Genomic DNA, 25,272 nt, shown 5'->3' on the forward strand with positions numbered 1-25,272 from the left:
CCGATGATAAACACCCAACCTCAAGAACTCCTTCAAAAACATGTACACCCGACATATTATACGCCGCATTCCCTTCTTCCAACTGGCACAATACCCACAAACGCCGCTGCGCTGAAGACATCACATAACTCTCGCTCTCCCTTACTTTCGATATCTTTGTATATGTTTCATCACGTATCTGGTTAATGTATTTGATCAACTCCAACTTATTGCTCCGGATTAGATTTTTCAATCTATCGTCAATAAGTCCCTTTCGTGAATCAATAGCAAGGGTATCCCCTTCCACAGAAATATTAACATCCAAAGCCTGCAGTTCCAGAATCAAATTTTTAACGGTATCCATATATGTATATATCGCCAATAATACAATCCACGCGTTAATTACCGAGGCACTATTTCGATAATTAATACCAATAAATCATATCTAATCCGGCTCAATTCAAAGTTTAAAGGTTATACAAAATCAAACTTAATTGCGCTAATCATCAGGTCTTATTATCGTTAATAAAGCCGATAACAAAACAAAAAGACAATACAAATGCTTAACAATGAATTAACTCATTGCAAATCATTCTTTAATTTCAGGAATATACTTTAACCGCAGAGTTTATCTGGAGAATTCATAGGTATAGGTAGTTTAGATGTTTATTTAAAACAATAATAAGAAAAAAAATAATAATAAATAAGAAAATATTTTTTTCTTATTTTATCTCAGGAAAAAGTTACCGATATATCATCAAATACTTATCTCATATTGTTTCGTACGAGTAAGGAACAGCTCATTGATCGAATTCTATTCCGGTTTCATCGATCAGTTTTTGCGGTATACTCCCCCGGTACTCAATGAGTTTTGGATCATTCAACTCCGTTTTAGTGATATTTTCAAAAACGAGCTTTTCAAAATAACCGCCCAAGTTGTCATTTACCTTTACAAAATCTTTTAGATCGACAAATGGAATGTTTCCGGTATCCATAGCATGTTGCCGTTTGTATCGGTCAACATTGACAGAAATGACGGCATAACAATCTTTTTTCCCGGCACAACGCTCCGTTTGGTTCTTGCTTAAAGCAAAACGTCCATTGTCATCCCATTTGGGCTTGACCTCAAGGTAATAAATCGGATTCCTGTCTTTATAGATGATGTTCGATAGGACTCTCTCCGGCTCCACTTAATTAAAAGCCCTCAGATTTTTTCTGAGGGCTTTTTTTGTGCCTATAGAAACCAGGCTCTTTATTTACAAATGAGCAGGTTTGGAGGGGCGGAAGTACAGGTGTTTGAAAGAAATAATGTGAGGGCTTGTGCGATTCCCCTCTTGAGAGAGCCTGTCCCGAAACTAATTCGGGAGGTGGAGGGGTCTGTTTAACAAAGCGACAATACATCCGGCGCTGCATCGCGCCGGTAAGGTGAATTTTTTATCAAAGCCAATTGATTTTGGAGCGATCAAAAACGTTTTCATTTCAAATTGATCGTTATCGGGAACTGAATATCGACTATAGCTATCATCTTCTTTCCACCTCCGTTATCAACATTAAATGATATATTGCAATGATGGCAGATTTTTTCATATTAATTAAAGACTGGGTAATTGCCTTAGGCGAAAAACATGAGGTTGACCCCTTATTGCTGGGCTGTCTTTATTTGGTCAGTAAAGTATGCTTCGTAATTTTTATTGGCTGGGTAATTAAAAACCTAAGGGCAAAAAGGGCTATCATGATGCCGTTGTTGCTGGCCGCTGTTAGTTTCAGCATACCTTACCTTTACCTGGTCATTGCCGGGCGCAATATCCCCGTTTGGGTATATGTATTTATTGTGCTCATGTTTATGTATGGCGGATATAACATCTGGAAAAAAGTTAAATTGATTTGAAAGCTAATATCCCGTACTAACAATTTTATATACACGAGTGGCCCCCCGCCCATGACAACGTTGATACTTTTAAAATGAATAACGCGGGGAAAACATTTCTTTATTAAAAAAAATTTTCGGATCGTCGCTTTTGTCGATTTTTCTTCGTATATTAAGTTATGGGCAAACCAATAGAAACCTTTAGTAAAAAGGAACGGGAAAAGAAAAAGTTTAAAAAGCAACTCGATAAGAAAGACAAGGCAGAAGACAGGAAGGCAAATTCAAACAAAGGAAAGAGCCTGGAAGATATGATGGCTTATATTGATGAAAACGGCAATATTACCACAACTCCGCCCGATCCGAATAAAAAGAAAACAATGAATGCCGAAGATATCCAGATCGGTATCCCCAGGCAGGAGTACCTCGCTCCTGCCGATCCGGTACGGAAAGGCATTGTTGCCTTTTACAATGAATCCAAAGGTTATGGATTTATCAAAGATTTGGCCACCCAGGAAAGCATCTTCGTACATGCCAATGGTTTAACGGAAGCCATCCAGGAGAATGACAAGGTAACCTTTGAAACCGAGCAGGGAGCTAAAGGCTTAAATGCGATTAAGGTGAAAAAGTAATAAATACCTGGTTAAAGCTATGTGCTTACCGAAAGAACGATTACTAAGTATTATCGCCTTTCCTGCAGCGGGTTATAGGCAACCAGGTATTGTAATTCATTAAGCCGAATATCTTTGAGGCTAAGGGATGCTGTGGCCGGCAACATTAGTTCGGCCTCTACCTGCGCCAGCATAGAAGCAAGTTTTTCGGCACCCGCTTTAACAGAAACGCTGGCATAGTATTGCTTTTCAATTGAGTTTTTATCAGCCTGGCTGGCCAACCTGACCTGCCATGGCTTTTCGGATTTAAAACCGTTTTCAGCTGCAATATTCCTAAGGTCGAAAAGGTATTCTTTTACTTCTTTACTGATAGCTACCTGCATTTTACTTCTTTTTGTTATTTGTTTATTAGCCCGGTGCTTTTTTTCGCCTGGTTCCGGGATATGTAAATAAAAAGCATCCGGCTTTAGGGCCGGATGCTTTTACCAATGTGATATTTGATGATTAGATTACTTTAACATTGATTGCATTAAGACCCTTACGGCCCTCTTCTACATCGTAAGATACCTGATCATTATCACGGATCTCATCAATTAAACCTGTAGCGTGAACGAAAATTTCGCTCCTGTTATCATTTTGTGAAATAAATCCAAAGCCTTTTGCGGCATTAAAAAATTTCACGGTACCTTCTTTTTGCATTATATCTTTTTTAATAAGTAGGCAAGATACAAATAAAATTCGTTATTTTATCTAAAATTTAAATTTATTAACAAAAAATTAAATTCTTAATAACTTGCGTGGGTATGCTACGCACCCGGCAAAGAGCGTGGCGTACTTGTGACTTTCACTTTCAAATTAAAAGTCACGGGTACCTGGCCCACAATAGCCAGTGCTGCAATACTCACGCCGGTTGGGAGTTTGTTTAAGTTATTGGTTTGATAGGGTTGCTACGTTCCCGGTCATTTTTACTGGCCAGCTTTTTTTTCCTGTCGTTAAGGAGGCTAACTATGGCAAATATAAATACGGCCAACATTGCCAGGATCTCTTTGGCGTCTCTTTTGACAATGCCGTCCACCATGCAAATGGGGCCAAGCACTGCCATGCAAATAAGGGTCGGTTTTCTCGGCAAAAGGATGGCCATGATAAATAATTTAAAAGGTTACCAAAATCGGGGTGTATAATAGCTTACTGTACAGCAAGGTCTGCTTCAATATTTATTTCATTATCAGCTTTTACCTTGTCCCAAACGTGCATTTTTACGTGATAGGTTTCCCCGGCTACCATAGGTCTTGCAATGGTGATATCTCCGCGCAGTTCGGTAGCGTTTGCAGGCGGATGGCCCTGATCGCCGGCAAACAGGTCGTCGGCCTTAAGCACAGGTGTTCCCTTTTTATCGGTCACCAACAGCATCATTCCCGGAAAAACCTTGTTGTCCTTAAGCTGATAATTGTTTACGCCAAGCGCAACTATAGCTATACGGGTATTTATTTGTACTTTATTGTCGGTCATACGTTTATTCGCCGGATCAATCAATAAAACGTCCTGCACAATAAAGCCATTGTAGCTGAATGATAAACCGGTGCGGAAGTCTTTTTTGGTGCCTTTACTATAGTTGCATCCGGGAAATAGTACGCAGCTTAGTATCACTATAAACGGTATCGATAAGGTTTTTTGTAGGTTTTTCATAAGCGTGTAAACATATTTGTTTTGAAACTCGCCAAACATGATCGCCACAGTTAGCAAGGCTGGCACAATTGCCTCACAAAGAAACATAGCCCATCCGAAAGCTACTTTCGCGTATGTTGCAAATACTTTCGAATTTGTTACATTTTTACCAGTAGCAACGGTTTTGCTTAAGAACTATAAGAGCATGTTTAAAACGGTTCAACATGATTCTTATAGTGGATAAATGTACCACTGCGACGATTATATTATTAAAAACCTAAACTAATGTGTATGTAGCGTCCTCAACGAGCTTGGCGTACCTGTAACTTTCACTACCAGTAGGCTGAGAAGTCACGAGTACTCTGCCCACAATATCCGTCGCTGCATACGCGCCAGTTAGGATGAGCTTTTAATACTTTCCCCACCAGTTTTATCGAATAGTTGCCTAACGCATCGGTAATTTGTATGTTTGGCAAAAGATTTTTTTCTTTATTTAAAACTTAAACTTTTTCACGCTACTCCATTCAATGAAAAATTTCCATTGCCGCTTTTTGATCTTGCTTACATTGATCTGCTCATGCAAAAAAAATCCGAAAGAAGAACCATCACCAAATATAACCTTAAACATTATTCAACAAACACAATCAGCCCTGTTTTCCGGCCGAATAGATAATTTATTACTAAGTAATGTAAAAGAAACTGGCTTTATCTGGTCCGCTAAACCAGATCCGGCAGCAGGCTTAGCCAGTGTTTTTCTTTACAAGAATGACTCCCCCGCCCTTCAGTTCGAATATAATGTACTATCAGGTCTTACCAAAGATTCTACTTATTATGTAAAGGCTTTTTACGTCGACAATGCAAACACTTATCACTACAGCCAGCAAACTCCATTCAAGTCAAACGGAACCAAACAACCAGGATTAACATATCTAACAAAAACCTATACCTGGGGCGATGAAGTGGAGCTGACAATGGATGCACTCAACAATAGCGACTTGAACAGTATCAACATCATCATCAATAAAACCACCATCATCCACCCTACCCGGATAAGTAATACTAAAATCTATTTTAACGTAACAAATGACATAACGAACGGGTTCAACCTGCTATCCGTCGCAGTACTCGGCCAGGAAAGTAACATGATCGGCCTATCATTAACCCCTCCTGTAATTACGCCGACAGACGACGTCAATTTGATAGTTGGCAAAACGCTCACCATAAACGGCCAGTTTTTCAACCCGGTCCTTTCTAAAAACATGGTGTCCATTGGAGCAAGCAAGCTAAACGTGGTATCGGCAACGGCAAACAAACTCGTAGTGGAATATAACAGCGCAACAATCTCACAGTCAGGGACTCTATCAGTTCAAACTGGCGTTAACCTGGCTGCTTATTCAACCGCCGATTATTTTATCTATAAATATCTGAGACCAAAAAAATCATTCCCCGGAGAGGCAAGGGAAAACTCGGTAGCAGTAACATTGAATGGTAATATTTACACAGGGCTTGGTAAAAGCAGGGCCACTAATCAATCATTAAAAGATTGGTGGAAGTACGATCCGGCTGCAGATGTTTGGACAAGAGTTGCCGACTGTCCGCAACGTGCACTTGCTGTACGCGTATTTTCCATAAAGAACAAAGCCTATATCGGCCTTGGGCTTTTTGATGATTATCCCTCTAATGCGTTTTATGCCTACAATCCCGCCAGTGACACCTGGACTATGATCAATTCGTTTCCGGGAACACAAACCCTTTACGGAGCTTACTTTAATTCCGCTCAATACGGTTATATCGTAGGTGGCGAACAGAGAACACCCTCTGCCTTTATTCAGGTCAATGACGTGTGGAGGTTTGATCCCGCAAACAACAGCTGGAAAAAACTCAGCCCATTTCCCGGCCAGGCGCGCGAAATGGCCAGCGGCTTTACGATAAACAATAAAGCATACATAGTCGGCGGAGTTGTTCAGGCACCATTCGCAACTTCAAAAGAAGCATGGTCCTTTGACATGACCACCGAAACATGGAAACAGATCGCGAGCATACCATACGAAGCCGGAAGTAACGGACAGTTCCTGTTCGGTTTGAACAACAAAGGCTATGTTGGCGGCGGCAATACCAATGATACCGACGGCGTCAGCTCATTCGTTTATGAATATGACCCTGCTACCGATACCTGGACGAAAAAGGAACAAATATTAAATGCAATAAGGTATGGGACAGCTTATACAACTATAGCCAATACCGGATACGTTATCTGCGGTTGGTCGAACACTTATCCATATAGCGAAGGTTCGCAATCTTTCTTTGAATTTATCCCATAAGTAAAACATGGGATAATTAATGCTTAATTTTGGCAGCAAACGGCTATTGATGATCATGCAGCCTGATGAGGAGTATCTTGGGCGAATTAGGGATCTGTTTTTAAGTATTTCCTCTAAACACCAAGACTGGCCCCATTGCTGGTGCACGCGTGTCGCGTGTACCTTGTTCGTTTGGTTTTGAAATGATATTTAACGAACTTGTAACTTCCCCCAACTGGCGCGAGTATGCAGCGTTGGCCAAAAAGCGTGGAGTACTCGTAACTTTTTACTCGCGTCTCGTCGTTTGACCTTCTCTAATTAAACAACAAACAAAGCTGAGCAAAGCAGCACAGGCTTCGTTAAACGCTAACAAAGCCCGTACTTTTTAATGAAACCAGCAAACGGGCGGAACACTGATTGCCGTACAGGTCACCCATTACCGCACCATAGGAAGATATTTCTCCCTGTTTTCAATAATCACCCAGATAAGCACCGCCCAAAGCACGAGCACCATGGGCAATCCCGAAGATAAAGAGATAACGGTTAACAAAATGCCAACCATAACCGGGAAAATGATCACCGCACCTAAAGCCCTGGAACGGGGAATAATCACCAGGATGCCCCCGATGATCTCGGCTGTACCTACAAGTGGCATCAGCCATTTGATCTGCATAATAGCGCCGAACATGGCCATGGCGGTTTTCGGCATGTCTTTAGGTACGGGCATGTAATTCAAAAACTTGTTCAGGCCGGCATTGATAAACATCAGCCCGAATAACAGGCATACAATGAACAGGATTGTCTTTTTCATCATTTATGTGGTTTAATTGTTTTTAAGTTAATAACAGCAGTCTTACACCTTCACCTTTTTCCAGTTCCCTTTTTTGAAATAATACCAGGAAACCAGGGCTAAAAGCGCTTCGGCGGCCGGCACCGCGGTAATTGCACCTGCCGAATGCATACCAAAGCCTTTGGCGAGTAAATAAGCTAAAGGCACCTGGAAAAGCCAGAAGCAACCGAAATTGATCCAGGTAGGCGTTTTGGTATCGCCGGCCCCGTTTAAGGCCTGGCTCATAACCATGGCTATGGCATAAAATATAAATCCCGAACCGATGATCCTGAGCGCCGTACTCCCGAAATTCAAAATAATAGGTTCGGTTGTAAATATGCTTATGATGGGGCGGGCGAAAAACAGGAACAGCAGCATAACGAAACTCATCAATATGGCATTATAGCGCGCTGTAAGCAACACGCTTTGAGCAGCTCTGTCAACACGGCCTGCACCTAAATTTTGCCCAACTAAGGTTGCGGCAGCATTACTTAATCCCCAGCAGGGTAAAATAAAGAAAACGAAATTCCGGAAAGCGATCTGGTAGCCGGCCGAGGCTGCTGTGCCACCGGTTTCCGCAACCAACCTTGTCAGGATGATCCAGCTGCCACTTGCAATGATAAATTGAAAAGTTGCAGGCCAGGCAACAGTGATGATAGTCTTTACAATCGCAGGATCCCAATTAAAGTGAGCCCAACGAAACTTCAGAATGCCGCTGCCTTTAAACAGGTGGTATACCTGGAAAGTCACCCCGCAACTCCGTCCAATTACGGTGGCCATGGCAGCACCTTTTAATCCGAAAAAGTGAATAAAAACCGGACAAAGAATAATGTTGATGGCGCTTGCGATCCAAAGGCTTTTCATCGCCATGGCAGCATCACCCGCACCGCGAAAAATTCCGTTGATCAGAAACAACAGGATAATAACCAGGCTGCTGCCCAGCATGATCCGGGTAAAAATAGCGCCGTCCCTAACCACTTCTTCGCTTGCACCCATCAACTTTAAGATCTCAGGTGCACATAAAACTCCGGCCAGGCTAACCAAAATAGTGGTGATCAGACAGATTACCAGCGACTGGGCGCCGGCATGGGCCGCAGCTTCAGGTTTCTTTTCGCCGATCCTTCGCGCTACTATTGCTGTTGCAGCGGTGCTTAAACCGATGGCGATGGAATAGACAATAGTAATCACCGACTCTGTTAAACCTACCGTGGCTATAGCATTTTGCCCAAGTTTACCTACAAAGAACATATCCACGACCGCAAAAACGCTTTCCAGGCTTAATTCCAGGATCATTGGAATAGCCAATAAAAAGATGGCTTTCGGAATACTGCCTTGCGTATAATCCTGTTGCTCGCCATTAAGGGAAAGCTTAATGGCGTTCCAGAGTTTCGAACTTGTGATCTGTATTGTACTCATCGTTATTTACTTATTTAAAAATTTTGTACGGTTGCCTGTTTACTTTGTTGTTTTTAGTAACACGATCCTAATTGATCATAAACTAAATCAACGATACAAAGATGTGATGCATGCAGGTAATTCGCAGCGTGCAAAAGCGACAATCCCGGGGGTAATTCGCGACAAAATTATTTCGGCAGCATGTCTTAGTGCACAACATCCAAACTGATGCGGATAAAGGGCGTGAGTATGCAGCGCCTACTAAGGGCGTGGCGTACTCGTGACTTTCACAACTGTATCGTCCTAAAAAAGTTTACAAATATTTCTTATAAACGGGCTTACCATCAAAACTTCCACCTTCAGCATATATTTCCTATCTTCATGTCAAATACTCATTTAAACCACATGACTAAACCTGTCTTTGCCCGACTGATAATCCCAGTCCTGCTGCTGTTTTTTGGGGTTTTACTACTGTTTTCAGGCTGCAAAAAGGATGCGGCCAAAAAGCAGGCTGGCCCTGCCTGCTATGATTATATGACGATAGACTCGAACATGAGCTTCCCTGAGGCGGCTTATGCCAATTATTACTATTACAACAGCCTGCACCAGTTGATAAGACATGTGGTTACCAGCGGAGGCGCCGTTGCCTGGAGCGATACTTTTGCCTACGATCATGGGCATGTGGTGAAGTCGTGGATGTCGCTGGGCAGCAACAGTTTCGCTAATTATTACACCCGTAACGAGTATGACTATAACGATACGCTGATGAACGCCAGCCGGTATTACCTGGGTAATAAACTTATAGTACACAGCGCATACACTTACGACACCAAAGGGCGGCTGGCCAGCTACGCTCAATATTCGGACAATACCTCCCTGCAAACCGATGGCAACTATATTGATAATTTGGTGTACGACGACAACGACAATTTAACCGAACTTACCGACCAGTACGGTAACGTAAAAGCGCGCTACGGTAATTACGACGACAAGCCCAACGTAAACTACAGGATGCCCTACGACTGGGCCTATGATATATTCAGTTATTTCAATCCTTTCTCTAAGCATAACGTCGGCGTTCAGCATTTCTACATCTATAATGCCTATAGCGGTAAAACGGATACCAGCAACCATACTTTTACCTACACTTACGCCAATGGCAAGGTTGCGACAGAAATTATCGACGGAAGCGTTTTAATGAAGCTGAGTTCGTTGTGTAAATAAGATTTGTCATGTGTTGGGTATTATAGTCGTACTATAAAGCAGCGCCGACAAAGAGCGTGGCGTACTCGTGGCTTTCACGTACCCGACATAATAGATTCAGGAACGGCCAACGAAACTATCCGGCCATAAGCAGCCATCCTCACCAACTCAGACAGCGAAGTAAAAAAGTGATTTTCCCCTATATTTTCGCATCTTAAATTGCAAACATCAGCCTCAGCCTGATTATCTTACGGGATTATTAGGATTGACTGAATGACCCGAACGCTTTTACTCTTTTTACTGGCCCTGTTACCCATGGGCGGCTTTGCACAGCAGTTTACGCTGATAGTTATTAAAGAAAATGCCCAACCCGCCGATGGTGCCACCGTTAAACTGATCCATGCTAACCGGAAGGTCAGCGTGATCATAAGTAATGCCAGCGGCCAGGCCCGGTTTGATAATATCCCGCAGGGAACATTTAGCTTTTCAGTAACTTATACCGGTTATCGGCCTCAAACCACGCGCAGCTACACTATTTCAGGGAATATAAAGCAGGATACCGTCCGTATGCAACCCGTCAGCACGGTACTGAACGAGGTGAACATCACTGCCAAAACACCGCCGGTGGAGGTAAAGCAGGGGAAAGTGATCGTCAACGTAGAAGCCTCGGTAACTAACGTAGGCGCTACGGTATTGGAGGTGCTGGAGAAATCGCCGGGTGTGATGGTTGACCGTAATGGCGGCATCTCTTTACAAGGCAAGCCAGGGGTGCTGGTGATGATAGATGGTAAGCCTACCTATCTCTCCGGCGCCGATCTCAACAACCTGCTCAGCAGCATGAGCTCCACCCAGGTTTCGCAGATTGAGCTAATTGCCAATCCCACCGCACGGTATGATGCCAATGGAAATGCGGGGATCATCAATATTAAAACCAAAAAGAACCGGCAAAAGGGCTTTAACGGATCGGTTTCGGCCACGGTGGCGCAGGGTGTTTACTTCAAAACCAATAATACCCTGGCGCTCAATTATCGCGCAGGGCGCATCAGCACTTTCTTCAATTACAATATCAGCGATCAGAAATATCTTACCAACCTGTACGCGCTGCGCAAATACACCAACGCGGGCGGGGCAACCACTTCAACACTGGAGCAGCCCTCACACTTCACCGGCACACTGCTGAATAATACTGCCAAAGCAGGGCTGGATTATGACGTTTCGCCCCAAACTACGCTTGGCATTGTGCTTGGCGGAACCATGATCCACCGCAAGGGTAACAACACGGCTTCGGCGCGCTGGCTTAACTCAACCGGCGCGGCAGATTCAGTTATCGCTACCGATAATGCCAACAACAGCCGGTTTAAAAACGGGCAGGTAAGCCTGAGCCTTCGCCATACCATCAGCAAAACCCAGGATATCAGCGCCGATGCCGACTGGCTGCACTACAACATTGCCAGCGACCAGAATTTTAACAACCGCCTGCAAACCACCGGCGGCTACAACGAATTAACGCGCGCCAGCATCCCCACGGGCATCACCATATTCTCGGGCAAGGCCGACTACACGCTCAAAACAAAAAACGATGCCCAATGGCAACTGGGCTGGAAGTCGGTACACAGCAGTACCGATAATGCCGCTGCTTATCAAAACTTCAGCTCAGACCAATGGACCGACGACCTGACCCGCAGTAACCATTTCCTTTATAGTGAAAACATCCATGCGGCCTACGCACTGTTGGAGCGCAAGTACAAGGCTATCAGCTACCAGGCAGGCCTGCGTTATGAGCATACCGATTATCATGCACATCAACTGGGCAACGTGCTGCAAAAGGACTCGGCTTTCTCGCGCAACTATGGCAGCTTTTTCCCCAGTGGTTATTTCAGTTACCAGGCTGATACCGCCAACAACTTCACGCTAACGGTAAGCCGCCGTATTGATCGCCCGGCTTATCAAACGCTCAACCCCTTCTATTTCATCATCAACAAGTACACCTATCAAACCGGCAACCCGTACATCCTGCCGCAATACAGCTGGAACCTGGAGCTGAGCCATCAATACAAAAACCTGCTTACTACTACAGTGTCATACAGTAACATCAACAACTACTTTTCGCAGATATTTTTGAGTGACCCTGCACAAGCGGGCATTCTGTTGTATACACAGGGTAATGTGGGTCGCACGTACATCATTGGCGTATCCGAAGCCATCACAGCATCACCTACCAACTGGTGGACGCTCACAGCACAGGCGCTGTACAATTATAAAAAGCTGAGTGGCTTTAACGGCAATCATTACACATCGGATATTAACCAGCTTAACCTCAATGCCAGCAACCAGTTCACCATTGGCAAGCGTTTTACCGGAGAGCTATCAGGCTTTTACACTACCCGTGCCCGAAACGATGTGCAGGAACGGCTGTACCCTACCGGGCAAATGTCGGCCGGCCTGGGCATGTCGGTATTTAAAAAGAAGGCTAACCTGAAGTTGAGTATGCGCGATGTATTTTACACCAGCGCTATGGAAGGCTTAACGCAGTTCCCTAACGCCACCGAATATTTTAAGATTAAGCGCGATAGCCGCGTAGTGGTGCTTGCGTTCACTTATCGCTTCGGCAAAACCTACAAAACGGTTAAGCGCGATAATGGTGCCGCTGATGAAATGCAGCGGGTAGGAAATGGATAAGGAATAAGACTATCGCAGGCCACCCTGTTCTTCATAAATATCCTTAAACCATCATTGGCGCGTTGCGCATGGAGTATTTTGTTGCCTCCGGCTTAAGCCCTGAATACCGTAAAAAAAAATCGGAGATGTATCGTTAACCGGATTTTTCACGTAATTATATCAGAATCTATTACCTAAATTAAAAGTCATGAAAAAATTCCTTATCATCTCCCTCTTACTATTTATCATCAATGTGGGTTGCAAAAAAGAAAATGTCGGCGGCGGCGGCCTTTGTGCCTGTTCACCGGCAAGGGGGCCGGAATTGAACTTAGTCATCAAAAATAACGCAGGTGATGACCTTTTAAATGATAAGACCACAGGAGCGTATATAAAAACCCAGATCGCCGTGTACCGGAAGGATGGAAATAGCAAGATCATTCCTATGGATTTCGCGATCCGGCCTGCGTTTTCTTATGGCGATCAAAAATTCGGCTTCAACTCTTTATACCTTGGCAACCTGAACTTTTTGCAAAAAACACCGGCTGAGGTTGTTTACCTTAAACTGGGCGAAAAAGAAGCTCAGGAACTTCACATCCAACTCAATCAAGGTAAATATGCGGTAGAAAAATTACTGATCGGTCAGAAAGAAGCCGTGAAAGACTCCGGCGCTGTAGCAAACTACGCTGATATTTTCTATTTAACTGATTAACTATTTGACATCCCATAGCACAAGCCGCTTTATAAGTCAGTCCATGAATTTGCATGCGGGAGACGCATGTGATGCGTCTCTACATTTTAAAACAATTAGATTTAAGCGGCCTTTAAAGAAATGTAACCCGCTGGCCTGATTCAGCCCATGCATCAATTCCTCCCAATAAGGGACGGATGCGTTTTAAGCCAACTTTACGTAATTTCTCTGCATATCTTGCGGCAGTTATTTCATTCGGGCACGAGCAGTAAATAACAATCTCTTTATGTTCTGCGTACCGGTCGGCAATATCATTCAAACTGCTTTCATCGATGGGGACTGAGCCCGGTATAAACCCATTTTTTGTGCGCTGATCTATCGGACGTGCATCAAGGATCACAGGACTCGATTCCCCATCCAACAATTCAATCAAATCATTCACAGTTAGCCTATCCGTTTCAAACTGTTTGATAAGGGTATAACGCCGAAGCCATTTGAACAAAAGGTATAAGCCGAATAAAACGACGACAAATAAACCTCCCAGCTTACCATAATGACTTAATGCAGAGATCAAACCGTCAACTTCATGCCGAAAAACTGCACCCAGCGTTACTGCCGCACCAATATAAATAAGTGCTGCGATGGATGAAAAGAAAACAAATAATGTTACCTGCATTGCATAAACTCCCGCAACAACGGGTGCAAGTGTCGACAGGCCCGGAACAAATTTCAAAATAGTTAACGCAGGGGCGCCGTAGCGTTCAAAAATATCGCCGGTGCTGCGAACACAGGTATCCGGTGAAATAGAAATTTTACATAATTTCCCAAGGATACCCGTTCCGTATCTCTTCCCTGCAAAATATAATATGACGTCACCTGTTAAGGTACCCAGCGTTCCTGTTAAAATTAGTATGATGATATTCGCTTCGGTTGGAGGCGTAACGGCTGTAGTTACGATCAGCACTGCAAACGCAGGTAATGGTAACCCTACGCTCTGTAAAAGAGTGATAAGAAATACCAGCCAGAGCCCATAGGTTTGTATTAAGTCAACTAATGCATTCATACTTCAATTGCAGCTAAGATATGATACTTAATTTGATTGATCGGTCCGATTTTGCTGATTAACCATTATTTGACATCAAAAGTACGAACAGTAGCGTTAAGCAAATATTAAACAACTTGTGTTAATGGGACTATATTAGAACAGATCCTTTTAGATATTTGCCTGGAAACTGACTTGTAGTGCATAACCGGGAATTACATTGCATGTAGATCACAAGGCACAGCCTTGCGGCGGCGAAAAACGCTTGCGGTGGCGAGGGAAATTAATCATTAACTTTAACCTCACTTATCATGTTCTTAAAAAAGTCAAAAATTTTGTTATCGAGATAGAAAAAATCTATGAACCAAATTCCATCTCTGCATGAAAGGATAAAAGTCTCCTCATCGGTAATTTTTAACCAAACAATATTGACATCTTCTTCGTCAAAAAAAAATTCAAAATCATTATCCAAATCCATCCTCCCATCCCTAAATAAATGATATTTGATAAACCAATAATCTGCTTGGAAACCTATTGAAAATTTATCATACGGCTCTACTTCTAAATCTTCAAAAACGACTAATTTATTTGCCAGTGCTCTCAGCCTTTTAAAAACATTCAAACTACTAATACTTTGATTTACAATATAATTATATTTAGGCTCCTGGGCTTCTTTTTCCATTTTTATAGTACGTGTGTTTATATGAATTTGATTTATTGGGTTTATTATGAGTTATACAGATTTTTTTCTCCCTTTGTTGTCAAACGTTGTTCTCTGCGCATAGTGCCGGGATTCATCTCGTCTTAACTGTGTATGATGAGTTCCTCGTGCTTCTTCGTCAATTTTAGTATTACCAGCTTTCGTTTTGGTTGTTTTGAGCGTTTCGCCTTTCTCATTAACCTGCATATAAACTTCTTTTTCGATCTTAGTAGCAACTTTCTCTTCACCGACTACTGCCTCTTCAATAACTTTTACATCCTTGGCGATTTTTTCTTCTTCAGCCAATTTTCCAAGCCCCGGTATTATACCGGCGAAACTCACGGCAGCACCGTGTTGATTTTATTCGGTATTTGCATATTCAATACTTAGCAAACAGACCACAAGGCACAGCCTTGCGGCAATGAAAAACGCTTGCGGTAACGGGGGCCTTGTTGCTTAAGATAATACTCTAATGTTTTTTAACATTCATTTGATATCCCTGTATGGGATCAGGCGTATAGACCTCAACATAAATAGGTAGTCCTGAACAGATATTTAACGTACCTTGTAATGATGGGTCCATTAGCATTGGTTCAATTTGTTTTTTAGAAGCGACGAACTTTATCTTCTGACAATGCAAACCAACCTTTGAAAACAAAGAGTTATTACGCAGGTCACCGCTACATAAGAATACAGCATTTTTCATTTTTAACATTGCTGTATAACTCGTGTCTTTTGTTCCATGCCATTGATCTATAAAGATTTCTAAGTACCAATATTTCTTACGGTTGCTAATATGCAATCCATAGAACGATACCCCTTGCTTGTAGTACTTACTATTAGACTTAACAATAGCTTGAAGTAAATTCCCTAAACAATTCTGTACTGATACTTCAGAAACGTTTTTATAGACAGCTATGCTATCAGTATTTAGCATATGTCGTCTTCCAATTTGTTGACCATATAAGCTCGTATTTAGAATAAGTGCAATAACTGACATTAATATAATGACTCCTGATTTCATGTATGTCTAAGTTAGTTATTCCTTGGAGTTATTTTAATCTCATCTAAACTTACCGGCTCATTATGCCCAACAGGCTAAGGATAAAGAGCATAGCCAAAATGAAAACACCAAACCCCGCTGAATCCGTTTGCAAGATCCCTGCAGGTTATAAGTTCTTAAAGTAAAGCAACGCGGGGATATTTTAATTATCTTTACTATACAATCTGTCTCATAACCAATAATAATACATTTTCACTCAACTCATTCTACAGTCATGAAAATCAAAAAAAAGCTTCTTTTGGGATTCGGCCTTTTGTTTATCGTTGTGCTGATTTTTGGTGCTACCTCTGTTTACTATATTGAAGTAATATCCGAAACTTCAAATGTTACCCTGAAAAACAATTATAAAACATTAACATTTACCCGCGAAATGCGCTCTGTTTTAGATGAAAATGATTTACCATTACCGTCCGGCGCGTCGGGCGTATTTAATCAGGCACTTCAGAAACAGGAAAATAATATTACAGAGCCGGGTGAAAAAGCGGCAACTTCCAGTTTGCGACAGGCCTTTACTTTGCTCATTGAGCCCTCATCAGGTTTAAATCAAAAGCAACAGGCAGAACGAACTGCACGCCTGCAGTTGAAAAAGATCGAGGAGCTAAACATGCGTGCAATTGAGTTTAAAAATGGATATACTCATTTAACAGTAAACAAAGCAACCTTATATCTTGGGACCATGGTATTTATTACCTTTTTTATCCTTTTTATATTAATTGTTAATTTCCCCGGATTTATACTGAACCCGCTTCGCGAACTGGCAGACGGTCTTGATCAGGTTAGTAAAAGAAATTATGGCACCCGGCTTAAATTTAGTGCAAGTGATGAGTTTACCCAATTGGCCGAGGCATTTAATACAATGGCTGAGAACCTTGGCGATCAGGAAAACGCCGATCTTACTAAAATAATCGCAGCAGAATTGCGGATAAAAATATTGATTGAGGAAATACAGAACGCAGTGTTAGGAATCAATGAAAAACAGGAAATCCTGTTTATTAATCATGAAGCTAAGAGAATCCTAAACCTTGGCGAAAAGTCGCTTATCGGTCAATCTGTTTTGGAGTTAAGCAAAAACAACCCTTTGCTAAAAACAATCCTGGAGAATGATGATGTTGAAGACCCTTTAAAAATCAACCAGCATAGCAATGGATCATATTTTCAACAAAAGAGCCTCGAAGTTGTAGTGCCCAATTTAAAAACAGATCTTGACTCATTACAAGTTGCGGGCTATTCTGCCGGAAAGATTCACTTTTTAAAAAAAGTAAACAGCTAAGCCAAATCAGTAGTATATCATTCCTTGTTGGTTTTCCATAATGGTTTCTTTGCAATTCCTGATTTGTCCGGAATCAGCAAAAATCTGTTTACAGGTGCCCATCGCCATAATTAAGCAACAAGCATTACCAGTATTTAAACAATTGCTTAAATACTGGTAATAAATATTATACTTACATTTTCATGCCGGCCATATTATCGCTTCCATTTTTAAAAACAGCCTCGCTATTTAGCAAATAAGCCCCCTTAGTTACCACAATATCCCCGGCATTTAAGCCCGAAAGAACAGACGTATAACTTTGATTACCATTGCCCGGTTTGATCATCCTGGCAGAAAAACTACCGTCCGGGTTTTTAACCCACACCTGGCTACCTTTTCCATCGGTTAAAATAGCTGAAACAGGTACCGCTAAAGTATGGTTGTTACCACCGGCAATTGCAATGTAGGCCAGCATCCCCGGGCGGATCAATCCTTGCGGGTTGGGTATACTGATCCTGATCAAATTGATTTTTGAGGCATTGGACAATTCCGGGTTGATAAATTCAACCTTGCCATTAATGACCTGTCCGCCCAAATCCGGAAAGGAAACGCTTACCCGGTCATTTTCTTTATAGCTGTTTGTTTCACTGGCATACAATTGCGCTTCTACCCATAAACTGTTTAAGGCTTGTGTTTTTAATACAGGCATACCTTCGCTAACGTAATCACCTTCATGTACCAGTATTTCGCTAACTGTTCCACCAACTTTACTCAATATGGTTGTTGTTGCAGACACTTTGCCGGAAGCCGCTATACTCCTGATCTGTGCAGGCGAAAGGCCCCAAAGTTGTAGTTTATTTTCGGCAGCACTGATGAGCTGCTGATAATCCACATCGGGGTTATGCAGCACTTTTTGCTGCTGTTTGGCCAGCAAATATTCCTTTTCGGCTTCCTGCAGATCTTCGCTGTAGATCGAATAAACCGGCTGGCCGACCGATATTTTCTCGCCGGTTGTTCTGACAAACAATTGCTGTATCCTGCCTGCCAGTCTTGCACTCAACTCTTCCGATTTATTATCGTCGGTGGTAACTGTTCCGGTCAATGTTTTTTCATTGCCGGTATTTTCTTCCCTTACCGTATCGGTTTGTATACCTGCCAGTTGAATCTGTGTGGCTGTCAGCCTGATCTTACTCGCAACCATATCCATATCATTACCGGTCATTTCTACTTTGATCAGTTTCATACCGCAGATCGGGCAATTGCCCGGATGGTCTTCGTGGATCTGCGGATGCATAGAACAGGTATAATAAGCTTTATTCATTGCCTTAGCAGCAGTACCGGTAGTTTTCGGTTTTTGGGTGCAGGCTGTAAAAAGTATGGCGATCAGCACAACAAAAGCTAAGAAACCGGCTGCGTTTAATCTTAAAAAATATTTCTTATTCATGGCCTTGCGTTTTAATAAAACTTTCGCTGTCTGTTAAATATTGTGCGTTGGATGCCAGGCTATCCGTTACAGATAAACCTTTTGTAATTTGTATTTCGTTGCGGTTTGTAGCCCCTGTGCTTACCTGGTGAGCCTCGTATGATGCACCGTTTTTTAGCCATACAATTCGGGTTCGTCCCAAATCAACCAGTGCAGATCGAGGGATCCATAAACCATTTGTACTGCCACTTTGTATGGTAGCCTTGATGATACTGTTCACTTTCAGCCCGTGATCCATATTATCGATATAAACCCGGATGCTGGTTGTTTTATCACCTTCCTGTAAAGTTGGCTCTATAAAATTAACCTTGCCCGTGATGGTCTTACCCGGTAGGTCCGGCAACGTGATCGTAACAGCCTGATTTAATTTCAATCCGGCTAAATCAGAGCGATCAATTTTTATAATTGCCCAAAGTTTGTGTGGATCTACTACGTTAAACAAAGTTTGTCCTTTTTCAACATACATACCCTCTTTTACAGATAGCGGCAGGTTACTTGCAAAACCGGAAGGCGCTTGTACCGGTGCTGCGCCTGCCATCTGGCTATGGGGCGTATCATGCACGTGCCCCTCGTAAGCGCTATAGACCGGCAAACTGTAAAAAGCCTTCCCGGTTTTAATTACCTGGTTAACCTGTTCAGAGGTCATGCCCAGTAATAACAATTTCTGTCTTGCGGCATTGATTAACCCAGCCTCTTGTGCCGAGTTTTTTGCCAGGTAGATCAAATCTTGCTGGGCAGTAACCATATCCGGGCTATAGATATCAAAGATGCGCTGCCCCCTATGAATTTCCTGGAAAGCATATTTGATGTACAACTTTTCAATGCGGCCCGAAAAACGGGAAGCAATATTATTAAAAGTCCGCGTATCAAAATCAAGGTAACCCTGGGCCTGGATAGTTGTTGGTATTTCCTTTTGCTCAGGCACAATAGCATTAACAGTTGACAGTACCGAAGAATTAACCGGTTGCAAAACGGTATTTAAGCTGATACCGGAGCCTTCACTGGCCTGGCCTGATTTTTTCACAAGCGCCATGCCACAAACCGGACAGCTGCCCGGATGATCTTCCAGGATCTGAGGGTGCATTGGGCAGGTATATTTTACATCAGTTTTAACCTGTGCCTTAGCCGGCTCCTTTTTCTGATCAGAACAGGCAACGAAAAACAACATGCCTGATATCAGGCCAATCGTTATGATTTTAATACTTTTCATTTGTTCTGGTTGTTTGGTGATAATGCTGTGATTTCATTTTCCCGCTCATAGGCAACCTGTAAGGTTAAAAGCTCCTGCAAACGATCTAAGGCATTCATTCTGGATGTTTGCAGGTCCTTAATAACAATTAACACAGATGGCAAATCGCCGGTATTCTGATCATAGGCCAGTAATGCCGTTTTATAACCATTCTGCAGGGCCGGAATAATATGCTGCTGATAATTGCTCATCTGCTTTTTCTTACTCAGCATATCTGTTCTTATTCCGGCCAGTTGCCCTTCGGCCTGGTTCAGCACATCCATTTTTCTCTGCTGTAACTCCTGTACTTCATAGCGGATGCCTTTCAGGTTAGCCTTATATTCTTTAGAGGCCCAGGGAACGATAGGGATCGTGACAGATGCCATTAAGATATATTGGTTAGCATAACCGCCATAGCTGAGCATATGTGCGGTCTGAATTCCGAAGTCGGGCTTGCGCTTGCTGTATTCAACCTTGGCATTTAATTGCTGCAACTCAATATTCCGGTTAAGGCTTTTGATGTCGCTCCGGGTATTGGCCAGTGCCGCGGTATCGGTCAGCGCCGTTTCATAATTAGTTAACACAATGGTGGTATCCACGGTAAAAGCGGTTTGCTTATCCCGGTTCATCAGCGTATTGAGCATGATATTCCGCTGGCTGATCTCGCTGTTTAATTGATCACGGGTATTGTCCAGCTCGTACAGATCTGCTTTGGCTTTGTAAATATTACTCAGTTTTTCCTTGCCATAGGTCAACCGGATATTGGCATCTTTGAGCATATACTCCAGCAGGCTTTGCGTATGCTGTAATAGCGCCAGTTTTTTTTCCAGCACTACCCGTTCATAATAATATTGCTTTGCCTGTGCAATCAGTTGATTCTTAAGATAGTTCTTATCCTCGGCTGTTACTTTGGAGATCCCCTTCATGTAATCTTCTTTGGCCTTCAGCTTTGCCGGATTGGTAAACATTTGTTCGGCCTGGATCATGAATGAACCACCATTGGGGCTAAATTGATAAGGTACCTGGTATTGGCCCGCGCTGATCTTCGGCGCATCCAGGCTTTTTGCCCCTGTTGCGTAGGCATCCTGCGCACTAACTTTTGCATCATAAGCCTGCAATGCCGGGTTGCCGGCTACACGGGCTATAACGCTATCCAATGGCAGGCGCTGTGCCTGCGCTTTTTGAGATAGGTATGCAAAACAGGTGATCAGCATAGCTATAATATGATATTTCGTTTTCATGTTTTTACTCCTTTACTTCTAATACTTCCAGCTTGCCATATTTTTTTAATTCGTACTCCTTTACCATCAAAAAGATGAGCGGGGTAACCAGTAAAATATGTGTGGAAGAAGTTAAAACCCCGCCTATCATCGGCAATACGATGGGCAGCATTACGTCACTGCCTGTCCCGGTTGCCCAAAGCACCGGCACCAGGCCAAACAGGGCGACACAAACCGTCATGAGCTTTGGCCGTAAGCGTTTCACCGCGCCATTCATCACATAAATCCGCAGATCTTCTTTCGTAATGTTTTCTTTGGAATTGCCTTTTAAGGCGATCAGCTGCTGCATGGCATCATTGAGGTAAATAACCATTACAATACCGGTTTCTACCGCAATCCCAAACAGGGCGATAAAGCCAACCGCTACAGCAACCGATAAATGCACGCCAAAAAAATACACCATATAAGCGCCGCCAATCAAGGCAAAAGGAATAGAGATCAGGCTGAAAAATGCTTCGCGGATGGAATGAAAGGCAAAATACAAACAGGCAAAAATAATGAGCAGTACAATAGGTAATACCAGTTTTAAGGTATGTTCAGCACGGATCAGGTTTTCATACTGCCCGCTCCATTCAATAAAATAGCCTTTGGGTAATGATTTAACCATGGTGTTCAATCTCTCCTGTGCTTCCTTAACTGTACTGCCCAAATCCCGGTCACGTACATTGAACAACACTGTTCCCCTTAACAAGGCATTTTCTGATTGTACCATAGCCGGGCCATCACTAATTTTTATATCAGCAACGGATGATAAAGGGATCGGGCCATTGTTAGGGGTTTGTACCAGCGTTCTTTTGATTGCGTCAAGATTATTGCGGTAATCCTGTGCCAACCGTGCGTTCACACTGAACCGCTGCCGGCCTTCTACCGTAGTGGTCAGGTTCATACCGCCCAGTGCGCTTTCCACCACTTCGTTCACATCATCTACGCTCAGGCCGTATCTGCCTATAGCTTCTTTATTAACCTGGATATCCAGGTATTTGCCGCCGGTAATCGGGTCAACGTATAAATCCTTTACCCCGTTAATGCCTTGTAACGCCTGTTTCATCTGGCCGGATAAGGAATAGATCGTATCCAGGTTCTGTCCGTATACTTTCAAACCTACATCGGTACGGATGCCTGTGGAAAGCATATTGATACGGTTGATGATGGGTTGGGTCCAGCCGTTCACCACGCCGGGTATTTGTAGTTTCGCATTCAGTTCATTGATAATATCTTCCTTTTTGATCCCCTTGCGCCATTCGCTTTTTGGTTTTAACAGGATAATGGTTTCTGTCATACTGATCGGCGAATTATCGGTAGCGGTATTGGCGCGACCAGCTTTACCCAAAACATTTTTTACTTCGGGAACACTTTTGATGATCTTATCCTGTACCTGTAAAAGCTGCTTGGCTTGCGCATTGGATACATCCGGCTGGGTAACCGGCATAAACAGGATTGTCCCTTCATCTAAAGGCGGCATAAATTCACTGCCCAAACTTAACAGCAAGGGTATACTGATCAATAAAGCAATTAGGTTGATCCCGATAGTTGTTTTACGCCAGGTAACGCACCAGTTAAGGATTGGCCGGTATAATTTTTCCAATGTATTGGTTAATGGGTTTCGGTCGTCTGTTCGCAATTTCCCTTTCAGGAAAAAAGAGATCAGCACCGGTGCCAGTGTTACCGCCAGGATAGCATCTATAGCCAGTATAAATGTCTTTGTCCAGGCCAGCGGGCCAAACAATTTACCTTCCTGCCCCTCCAGCAAAAACACCGGGAGGAATGAAGCCACGATAATGAGTGTGGAAAAGAACACCCCACGGCCCACCTGCTTGCAGGAGGCTTCTATAATTTTTATTCGTTCTGCTGTGGTCATGATCTTTCTTTTTGTTGTTCGACGGATAGGTTCCGGTGCGAGTTTTCTACCATGACAATGCCATTATCTACGATTACCCCGATAGCCAGTGCAATACCTGTAAGTGACATGATGTTAGAGCTGATACCAAAGGCATTAAGCAGGATAAAGCTGGCTGCTATGGTGATCGGGATCTGTATGATAATGCTTAAGGCGCTGCGCCAGCTGAAGAGGAACAGGATCACAATAATGGATACCGTGATCATTTCTTCGATCAATGTATGTTTTACAGAACCTACCGCGCTTTCGATGAGTTCACTCCGGTCATAAGCGATCTTGAATTTTACGCCTTGCGGCAAACCTTTTTGAATGTCGGCCATTTTGTCTTTCACCGCATGGATCACCTTATCAGCATTCTCACCGTAGCGCATCACCACGATACCACCAACGGCTTCGCCATTGCCATTCTGATCAAAAATACCAAGTCGCTCATCGCCGCCCATTTGTACGGTAGCTATATCTTTAATCTTTACCGGTATGGTATTGATCACACCGACCGGAATGTTTTCTACATCCGATAAGGTCTTGATATAACCCAGGCCTCTAACGATATAGCCGGTTCCGTTCATTTCAAATTTGCGGCCGCCTACATCATTATTATTGCTTTTTACTGCTTTTAAAACCTGCGACAAGGGGATATTATAGTAATTAAGCTTATGCGGATCAATATTAACCTGGTATTGTTTTTCAAAGCCGCCGAATGAGGCTACTTCGCTTACGCCAGGTACGGTTTGCAATCCCAGTTTTACATACCAGTCCTGCAAGGCGCGTTGCTCGCCCAGGTCCATACTTTTGGCATCCAGTGTATACCATAAAATATGGCCAACACCTGTACCATCAGGTCCTAAGGTTGGGGTGATCCCTTGCGGTAATAGCCGCTGGGCGTAGTTCAATCTTTCCAGTACCCGGCTTCGGGCCCAGTACACATCGGCTTTATCGTCAAAAACGATATAAACAAAGCTCATTCCGAACATAGAGGTAGCCCGGATTGCTTTCACTTTGGGGATCCCCTGCAGGTTACTTACCAGCGGATAGGTCACCTGGTCTTCCATGATCTGCGGACTGCGGCCCTGCCATTCGGTAAATACGATCACCTGGTTTTCCGAGAGATCGGGTATGGCATCAATGGGGTTTTCCTTAATCGCGTAGGCTCCCCATCCAAAAAGGGCAGCGGCGATAAGTAAAACAATATACCTGTTTTTTAAAGACAGGGAGATAAGTTGATTAATCATCGTAACAAGTTTTTAATAAGCCCGGAATGTATGCTCCGGGCTTAAATAAATTACATTTTCATTTTCATAGAATCTGTTTTCTTTTTAGCTGGTTCTTTTTTAACCAGGGTCATGCCGCATTTTGGGCATTTGCCTGGTTTATCACTCAGCACATCCGGGTGCATGGGGCAGGTATACTGCACCTTTGCGGGCTTAACCTTTTTAGTTTTGGTGGTGTCGGATAATGCATTGGGGGTATGTGCTGCAAAAACAGTTGCGGTTGAAAACAGGATGGCAACAGCCATTAACATTGCTTTTTTCATGAGTTTTAACTTATTATTTATGATTTGATGATTAATTACACATTTTATAATCAGGCGGGATCTACAGTTGACAGATAATAATTGATCCTGTACTGTTGATGAATAGCATCGTATACCAACAGGTCGCTGTCTGTTCTAAACCGGGCATCCAGAACATCAAAATGCTTTCCGCTCCTGTATATCTTTTTTAAATTTTCAAGGGTAAGCAGGTAAACCTGATCAGAGCCTTTTACACTGAAATAATGGGTAACAATAGGTTTAAAAAGATTGAGCTTGTTGCCCGGGCGCTGGCGTTCGTAGATAATAATTGCGCCCCTTTCCAGGACTTTATAATCGGAAATACGGAGATTTTTTAAGGCGACCAGTGAATCCTGAGCTGATGGGCTAAATTGAGTGTTAAAACTACGGGCTTGCACCAATGATTTTGATAAAATAAGGGCAAACAAAATGATTGAAAATTTGAAAGTTTTCATTTTAAAAAATATAAATATGTGGTTGCTGAAATTGCTCAGCAATACATTGATGGATAGAAAATATTAATAAATAGAATAGCCTAATTGGCCGGGATGGCAATTACGCAAATGGCGGAGAGAATACCGGAGGG

At 42.9% G+C, this 25,272-nt stretch carries 26 protein-coding genes; 7 read left to right on the top strand and 19 right to left on the bottom strand.

Going from position 1 to position 25,272, the window contains the following annotated elements; genetic code table 11:
* Positions 1-343: TubC N-terminal docking domain-related protein (locus ACFFGT_RS08350; protein ID WP_377022062.1), on the bottom strand; the 343-nt coding region annotated here is incomplete at its 3' end.
* Positions 344-779: 436 nt separating this feature from the next.
* Entirely contained in the window at positions 780-1,169 is a 390-nt protein-coding gene (locus ACFFGT_RS08355) for a hypothetical protein (RefSeq protein WP_377022063.1), read from the bottom strand.
* A 377-nt stretch (positions 1,170-1,546) separates the two neighbouring features.
* Here ACFFGT_RS08355 and ACFFGT_RS08360 point away from each other — a divergent pair, with 377 nt between their 5' ends.
* The gene (locus tag ACFFGT_RS08360; RefSeq protein WP_377022064.1) at positions 1,547-1,867 is read left to right on the top strand and encodes a hypothetical protein; all 321 of its coding nucleotides are present in this window, start codon (positions 1,547-1,549) and stop codon (positions 1,865-1,867) included.
* Positions 1,868-2,025: 158 nt separating this feature from the next.
* Positions 2,026-2,475, top strand: coding sequence for a cold-shock protein (locus ACFFGT_RS08365; protein ID WP_377022065.1), 450 nt, complete (start codon positions 2,026-2,028; stop codon positions 2,473-2,475).
* 50 nt (positions 2,476-2,525) lie between these two features.
* Here the strand turns inward: ACFFGT_RS08365 and ACFFGT_RS08370 are convergent, their stop codons facing one another.
* The 4 genes from ACFFGT_RS08370 to ACFFGT_RS08385 all read right to left on the bottom strand — a co-directional run bounded on the left by ACFFGT_RS08370 (position 2,526) and on the right by ACFFGT_RS08385 (position 4,140).
* Positions 2,526-2,837 carry a hypothetical protein gene (locus ACFFGT_RS08370; protein WP_121226782.1) on the bottom strand — a complete coding sequence of 104 codons (312 nt, stop codon included), beginning with the start codon at positions 2,835-2,837 and terminating at the stop codon, positions 2,526-2,528.
* 121 nt (positions 2,838-2,958) lie between these two features.
* On the bottom strand, positions 2,959-3,153 hold the full coding sequence (locus ACFFGT_RS08375; protein WP_377022066.1) for a cold-shock protein: 195 nt from the start codon (positions 3,151-3,153) through the stop codon (positions 2,959-2,961).
* Positions 3,154-3,376: 223 nt separating this feature from the next.
* Positions 3,377-3,595 (bottom strand): hypothetical protein, encoded by a 219-nt coding sequence (locus ACFFGT_RS08380; protein ID WP_377022067.1) that lies wholly within the window; start codon positions 3,593-3,595, stop codon positions 3,377-3,379.
* A 44-nt stretch (positions 3,596-3,639) separates the two neighbouring features.
* Positions 3,640-4,140 carry a hypothetical protein gene (locus ACFFGT_RS08385; protein ID WP_377022068.1) on the bottom strand — a complete coding sequence of 167 codons (501 nt, stop codon included), beginning with the start codon at positions 4,138-4,140 and terminating at the stop codon, positions 3,640-3,642.
* Between the two features lie 506 nt (positions 4,141-4,646).
* Between ACFFGT_RS08385 and ACFFGT_RS08390 the strand changes: the two genes are divergently transcribed.
* Positions 4,647-6,440: a Kelch repeat-containing protein gene (locus tag ACFFGT_RS08390; protein ID WP_377022069.1), complete on the top strand. Its 1,794-nt coding sequence runs from the start codon at positions 4,647-4,649 to the stop codon at positions 6,438-6,440.
* A 415-nt stretch (positions 6,441-6,855) separates the two neighbouring features.
* On the opposite strand, the gene ACFFGT_RS08395 is transcribed toward ACFFGT_RS08390, so the two are convergent.
* Positions 6,856-7,233: a DoxX family membrane protein gene (locus ACFFGT_RS08395; protein WP_377022070.1), complete on the bottom strand. Its 378-nt coding sequence runs from the start codon at positions 7,231-7,233 to the stop codon at positions 6,856-6,858.
* A gap of 39 nt (positions 7,234-7,272) precedes the next feature.
* A complete protein-coding gene (locus ACFFGT_RS08400) occupies positions 7,273-8,664 on the bottom strand; it encodes an MATE family efflux transporter (RefSeq protein WP_377022071.1) in 1,392 nt (463 codons plus the stop codon).
* Positions 8,665-9,048: 384 nt separating this feature from the next.
* Here ACFFGT_RS08400 and ACFFGT_RS08405 point away from each other — a divergent pair, with 384 nt between their 5' ends.
* From ACFFGT_RS08405 to ACFFGT_RS08415, 3 genes are all read left to right on the top strand, one after another.
* On the top strand, positions 9,049-9,867 hold the full coding sequence (locus tag ACFFGT_RS08405; RefSeq protein WP_377022072.1) for a hypothetical protein: 819 nt from the start codon (positions 9,049-9,051) through the stop codon (positions 9,865-9,867).
* Positions 9,868-10,119: 252 nt separating this feature from the next.
* Positions 10,120-12,525 (top strand): outer membrane beta-barrel protein, encoded by a 2,406-nt coding sequence (locus ACFFGT_RS08410; RefSeq protein ID WP_377022073.1) that lies wholly within the window; start codon positions 10,120-10,122, stop codon positions 12,523-12,525.
* Positions 12,526-12,712: 187 nt separating this feature from the next.
* Positions 12,713-13,213 (top strand): hypothetical protein, encoded by a 501-nt coding sequence (locus tag ACFFGT_RS08415; protein WP_377022074.1) that lies wholly within the window; start codon positions 12,713-12,715, stop codon positions 13,211-13,213.
* A 112-nt stretch (positions 13,214-13,325) separates the two neighbouring features.
* On the opposite strand, the gene ACFFGT_RS08420 is transcribed toward ACFFGT_RS08415, so the two are convergent.
* From ACFFGT_RS08420 to ACFFGT_RS08435, 4 genes are all read right to left on the bottom strand, one after another.
* Positions 13,326-14,255, bottom strand: a complete 930-nt coding sequence (locus ACFFGT_RS08420; protein WP_377022075.1) for a DedA family protein/thiosulfate sulfurtransferase GlpE — start codon at positions 14,253-14,255, stop codon at positions 13,326-13,328.
* A 262-nt stretch (positions 14,256-14,517) separates the two neighbouring features.
* Positions 14,518-14,916 carry a hypothetical protein gene (locus ACFFGT_RS08425; protein ID WP_377022076.1) on the bottom strand — a complete coding sequence of 133 codons (399 nt, stop codon included), beginning with the start codon at positions 14,914-14,916 and terminating at the stop codon, positions 14,518-14,520.
* Positions 14,917-14,967: 51 nt separating this feature from the next.
* Positions 14,968-15,240, bottom strand: a complete 273-nt coding sequence (locus ACFFGT_RS08430; RefSeq protein ID WP_377022077.1) for a hypothetical protein — start codon at positions 15,238-15,240, stop codon at positions 14,968-14,970.
* 163 nt (positions 15,241-15,403) lie between these two features.
* On the bottom strand, positions 15,404-15,958 hold the full coding sequence (locus ACFFGT_RS08435) for a hypothetical protein (protein ID WP_377022078.1): 555 nt from the start codon (positions 15,956-15,958) through the stop codon (positions 15,404-15,406).
* 253 nt (positions 15,959-16,211) lie between these two features.
* Here ACFFGT_RS08435 and ACFFGT_RS08440 point away from each other — a divergent pair, with 253 nt between their 5' ends.
* Complete coding sequence (locus tag ACFFGT_RS08440) at positions 16,212-17,267, top strand: HAMP domain-containing protein (protein WP_377022079.1); 1,056 nt, start codon at positions 16,212-16,214, stop codon at positions 17,265-17,267.
* A 172-nt stretch (positions 17,268-17,439) separates the two neighbouring features.
* Here the strand turns inward: ACFFGT_RS08440 and ACFFGT_RS08445 are convergent, their stop codons facing one another.
* The 7 genes from ACFFGT_RS08445 to ACFFGT_RS08475 are packed head-to-tail and all read right to left on the bottom strand — an operon-like array spanning position 17,440 to position 25,141.
* A complete protein-coding gene (locus tag ACFFGT_RS08445) occupies positions 17,440-18,690 on the bottom strand; it encodes an efflux RND transporter periplasmic adaptor subunit (protein ID WP_377022080.1) in 1,251 nt (416 codons plus the stop codon).
* Positions 18,683-19,939 (bottom strand): heavy metal-binding domain-containing protein, encoded by a 1,257-nt coding sequence (locus tag ACFFGT_RS08450; protein WP_377022081.1) that lies wholly within the window; start codon positions 19,937-19,939, stop codon positions 18,683-18,685. Before ACFFGT_RS08450 ends, ACFFGT_RS08445 begins: the two co-directional genes overlap by 8 nt.
* Positions 19,936-21,198: a TolC family protein gene (locus ACFFGT_RS08455; RefSeq protein ID WP_377022082.1), complete on the bottom strand. Its 1,263-nt coding sequence runs from the start codon at positions 21,196-21,198 to the stop codon at positions 19,936-19,938. Before ACFFGT_RS08455 ends, ACFFGT_RS08450 begins: the two co-directional genes overlap by 4 nt.
* 4 nt (positions 21,199-21,202) lie before the next feature.
* A complete protein-coding gene (locus ACFFGT_RS08460) occupies positions 21,203-23,095 on the bottom strand; it encodes an efflux RND transporter permease subunit (protein WP_377022083.1) in 1,893 nt (630 codons plus the stop codon).
* Positions 23,092-24,366, bottom strand: a complete 1,275-nt coding sequence (locus ACFFGT_RS08465) for an efflux RND transporter permease subunit (RefSeq protein WP_377022084.1) — start codon at positions 24,364-24,366, stop codon at positions 23,092-23,094. The genes ACFFGT_RS08460 and ACFFGT_RS08465 overlap by 4 nt, the downstream gene beginning before the upstream one ends.
* Before the next feature lie 50 nt (positions 24,367-24,416).
* Positions 24,417-24,668: a heavy metal-binding domain-containing protein gene (locus ACFFGT_RS08470; protein ID WP_377022085.1), complete on the bottom strand. Its 252-nt coding sequence runs from the start codon at positions 24,666-24,668 to the stop codon at positions 24,417-24,419.
* 50 nt (positions 24,669-24,718) lie between these two features.
* On the bottom strand, positions 24,719-25,141 hold the full coding sequence (locus ACFFGT_RS08475) for a hypothetical protein (protein WP_377022086.1): 423 nt from the start codon (positions 25,139-25,141) through the stop codon (positions 24,719-24,721).
* Between the last annotated feature and the right edge of the window lie 131 nt (positions 25,142-25,272).

The organism is Mucilaginibacter angelicae (assembly GCF_042434235.1).
GTDB classification, from domain to species: Bacteria; Bacteroidota; Bacteroidia; order Sphingobacteriales; family Sphingobacteriaceae; genus Mucilaginibacter; species Mucilaginibacter angelicae.

What these genes read in the sequence shown, in the direction of transcription:
- ACFFGT_RS08360 (WP_377022064.1), top strand. Translation starts at nt 1,547, where the DNA reads ATGATGGCAGATTTTTTCATATTAATTAAAGACTGGGTAATTGCCTTA.
- ACFFGT_RS08365 (WP_377022065.1), top strand. Translation starts at nt 2,026, where the DNA reads ATGGGCAAACCAATAGAAACCTTTAGTAAAAAGGAACGGGAAAAGAAA.
- ACFFGT_RS08370 (WP_121226782.1), bottom strand. Translation starts at nt 2,837, where the DNA reads ATGCAGGTAGCTATCAGTAAAGAAGTAAAAGAATACCTTTTCGACCTT.
- ACFFGT_RS08375 (WP_377022066.1), bottom strand. Translation starts at nt 3,153, where the DNA reads ATGCAAAAAGAAGGTACCGTGAAATTTTTTAATGCCGCAAAAGGCTTT.
- ACFFGT_RS08380 (WP_377022067.1), bottom strand. Translation starts at nt 3,595, where the DNA reads ATGGCCATCCTTTTGCCGAGAAAACCGACCCTTATTTGCATGGCAGTG.
- ACFFGT_RS08385 (WP_377022068.1), bottom strand. Translation starts at nt 4,140, where the DNA reads ATGAAAAACCTACAAAAAACCTTATCGATACCGTTTATAGTGATACTA.
- ACFFGT_RS08390 (WP_377022069.1), top strand. Translation starts at nt 4,647, where the DNA reads ATGAAAAATTTCCATTGCCGCTTTTTGATCTTGCTTACATTGATCTGC.
- ACFFGT_RS08395 (WP_377022070.1), bottom strand. Translation starts at nt 7,233, where the DNA reads ATGATGAAAAAGACAATCCTGTTCATTGTATGCCTGTTATTCGGGCTG.
- ACFFGT_RS08400 (WP_377022071.1), bottom strand. Translation starts at nt 8,664, where the DNA reads ATGAGTACAATACAGATCACAAGTTCGAAACTCTGGAACGCCATTAAG.
- ACFFGT_RS08405 (WP_377022072.1), top strand. Translation starts at nt 9,049, where the DNA reads ATGACTAAACCTGTCTTTGCCCGACTGATAATCCCAGTCCTGCTGCTG.
- ACFFGT_RS08410 (WP_377022073.1), top strand. Translation starts at nt 10,120, where the DNA reads ATGACCCGAACGCTTTTACTCTTTTTACTGGCCCTGTTACCCATGGGC.
- ACFFGT_RS08415 (WP_377022074.1), top strand. Translation starts at nt 12,713, where the DNA reads ATGAAAAAATTCCTTATCATCTCCCTCTTACTATTTATCATCAATGTG.
- ACFFGT_RS08420 (WP_377022075.1), bottom strand. Translation starts at nt 14,255, where the DNA reads ATGAATGCATTAGTTGACTTAATACAAACCTATGGGCTCTGGCTGGTA.
- ACFFGT_RS08425 (WP_377022076.1), bottom strand. Translation starts at nt 14,916, where the DNA reads ATGGAAAAAGAAGCCCAGGAGCCTAAATATAATTATATTGTAAATCAA.
- ACFFGT_RS08435 (WP_377022078.1), bottom strand. Translation starts at nt 15,958, where the DNA reads ATGAAATCAGGAGTCATTATATTAATGTCAGTTATTGCACTTATTCTA.
- ACFFGT_RS08440 (WP_377022079.1), top strand. Translation starts at nt 16,212, where the DNA reads ATGAAAATCAAAAAAAAGCTTCTTTTGGGATTCGGCCTTTTGTTTATC.
- ACFFGT_RS08445 (WP_377022080.1), bottom strand. Translation starts at nt 18,690, where the DNA reads ATGAATAAGAAATATTTTTTAAGATTAAACGCAGCCGGTTTCTTAGCT.
- ACFFGT_RS08450 (WP_377022081.1), bottom strand. Translation starts at nt 19,939, where the DNA reads ATGAAAAGTATTAAAATCATAACGATTGGCCTGATATCAGGCATGTTG.
- ACFFGT_RS08455 (WP_377022082.1), bottom strand. Translation starts at nt 21,198, where the DNA reads ATGAAAACGAAATATCATATTATAGCTATGCTGATCACCTGTTTTGCA.
- ACFFGT_RS08460 (WP_377022083.1), bottom strand. Translation starts at nt 23,095, where the DNA reads ATGACCACAGCAGAACGAATAAAAATTATAGAAGCCTCCTGCAAGCAG.
- ACFFGT_RS08465 (WP_377022084.1), bottom strand. Translation starts at nt 24,366, where the DNA reads ATGATTAATCAACTTATCTCCCTGTCTTTAAAAAACAGGTATATTGTT.
- ACFFGT_RS08470 (WP_377022085.1), bottom strand. Translation starts at nt 24,668, where the DNA reads ATGAAAAAAGCAATGTTAATGGCTGTTGCCATCCTGTTTTCAACCGCA.
- ACFFGT_RS08475 (WP_377022086.1), bottom strand. Translation starts at nt 25,141, where the DNA reads ATGAAAACTTTCAAATTTTCAATCATTTTGTTTGCCCTTATTTTATCA.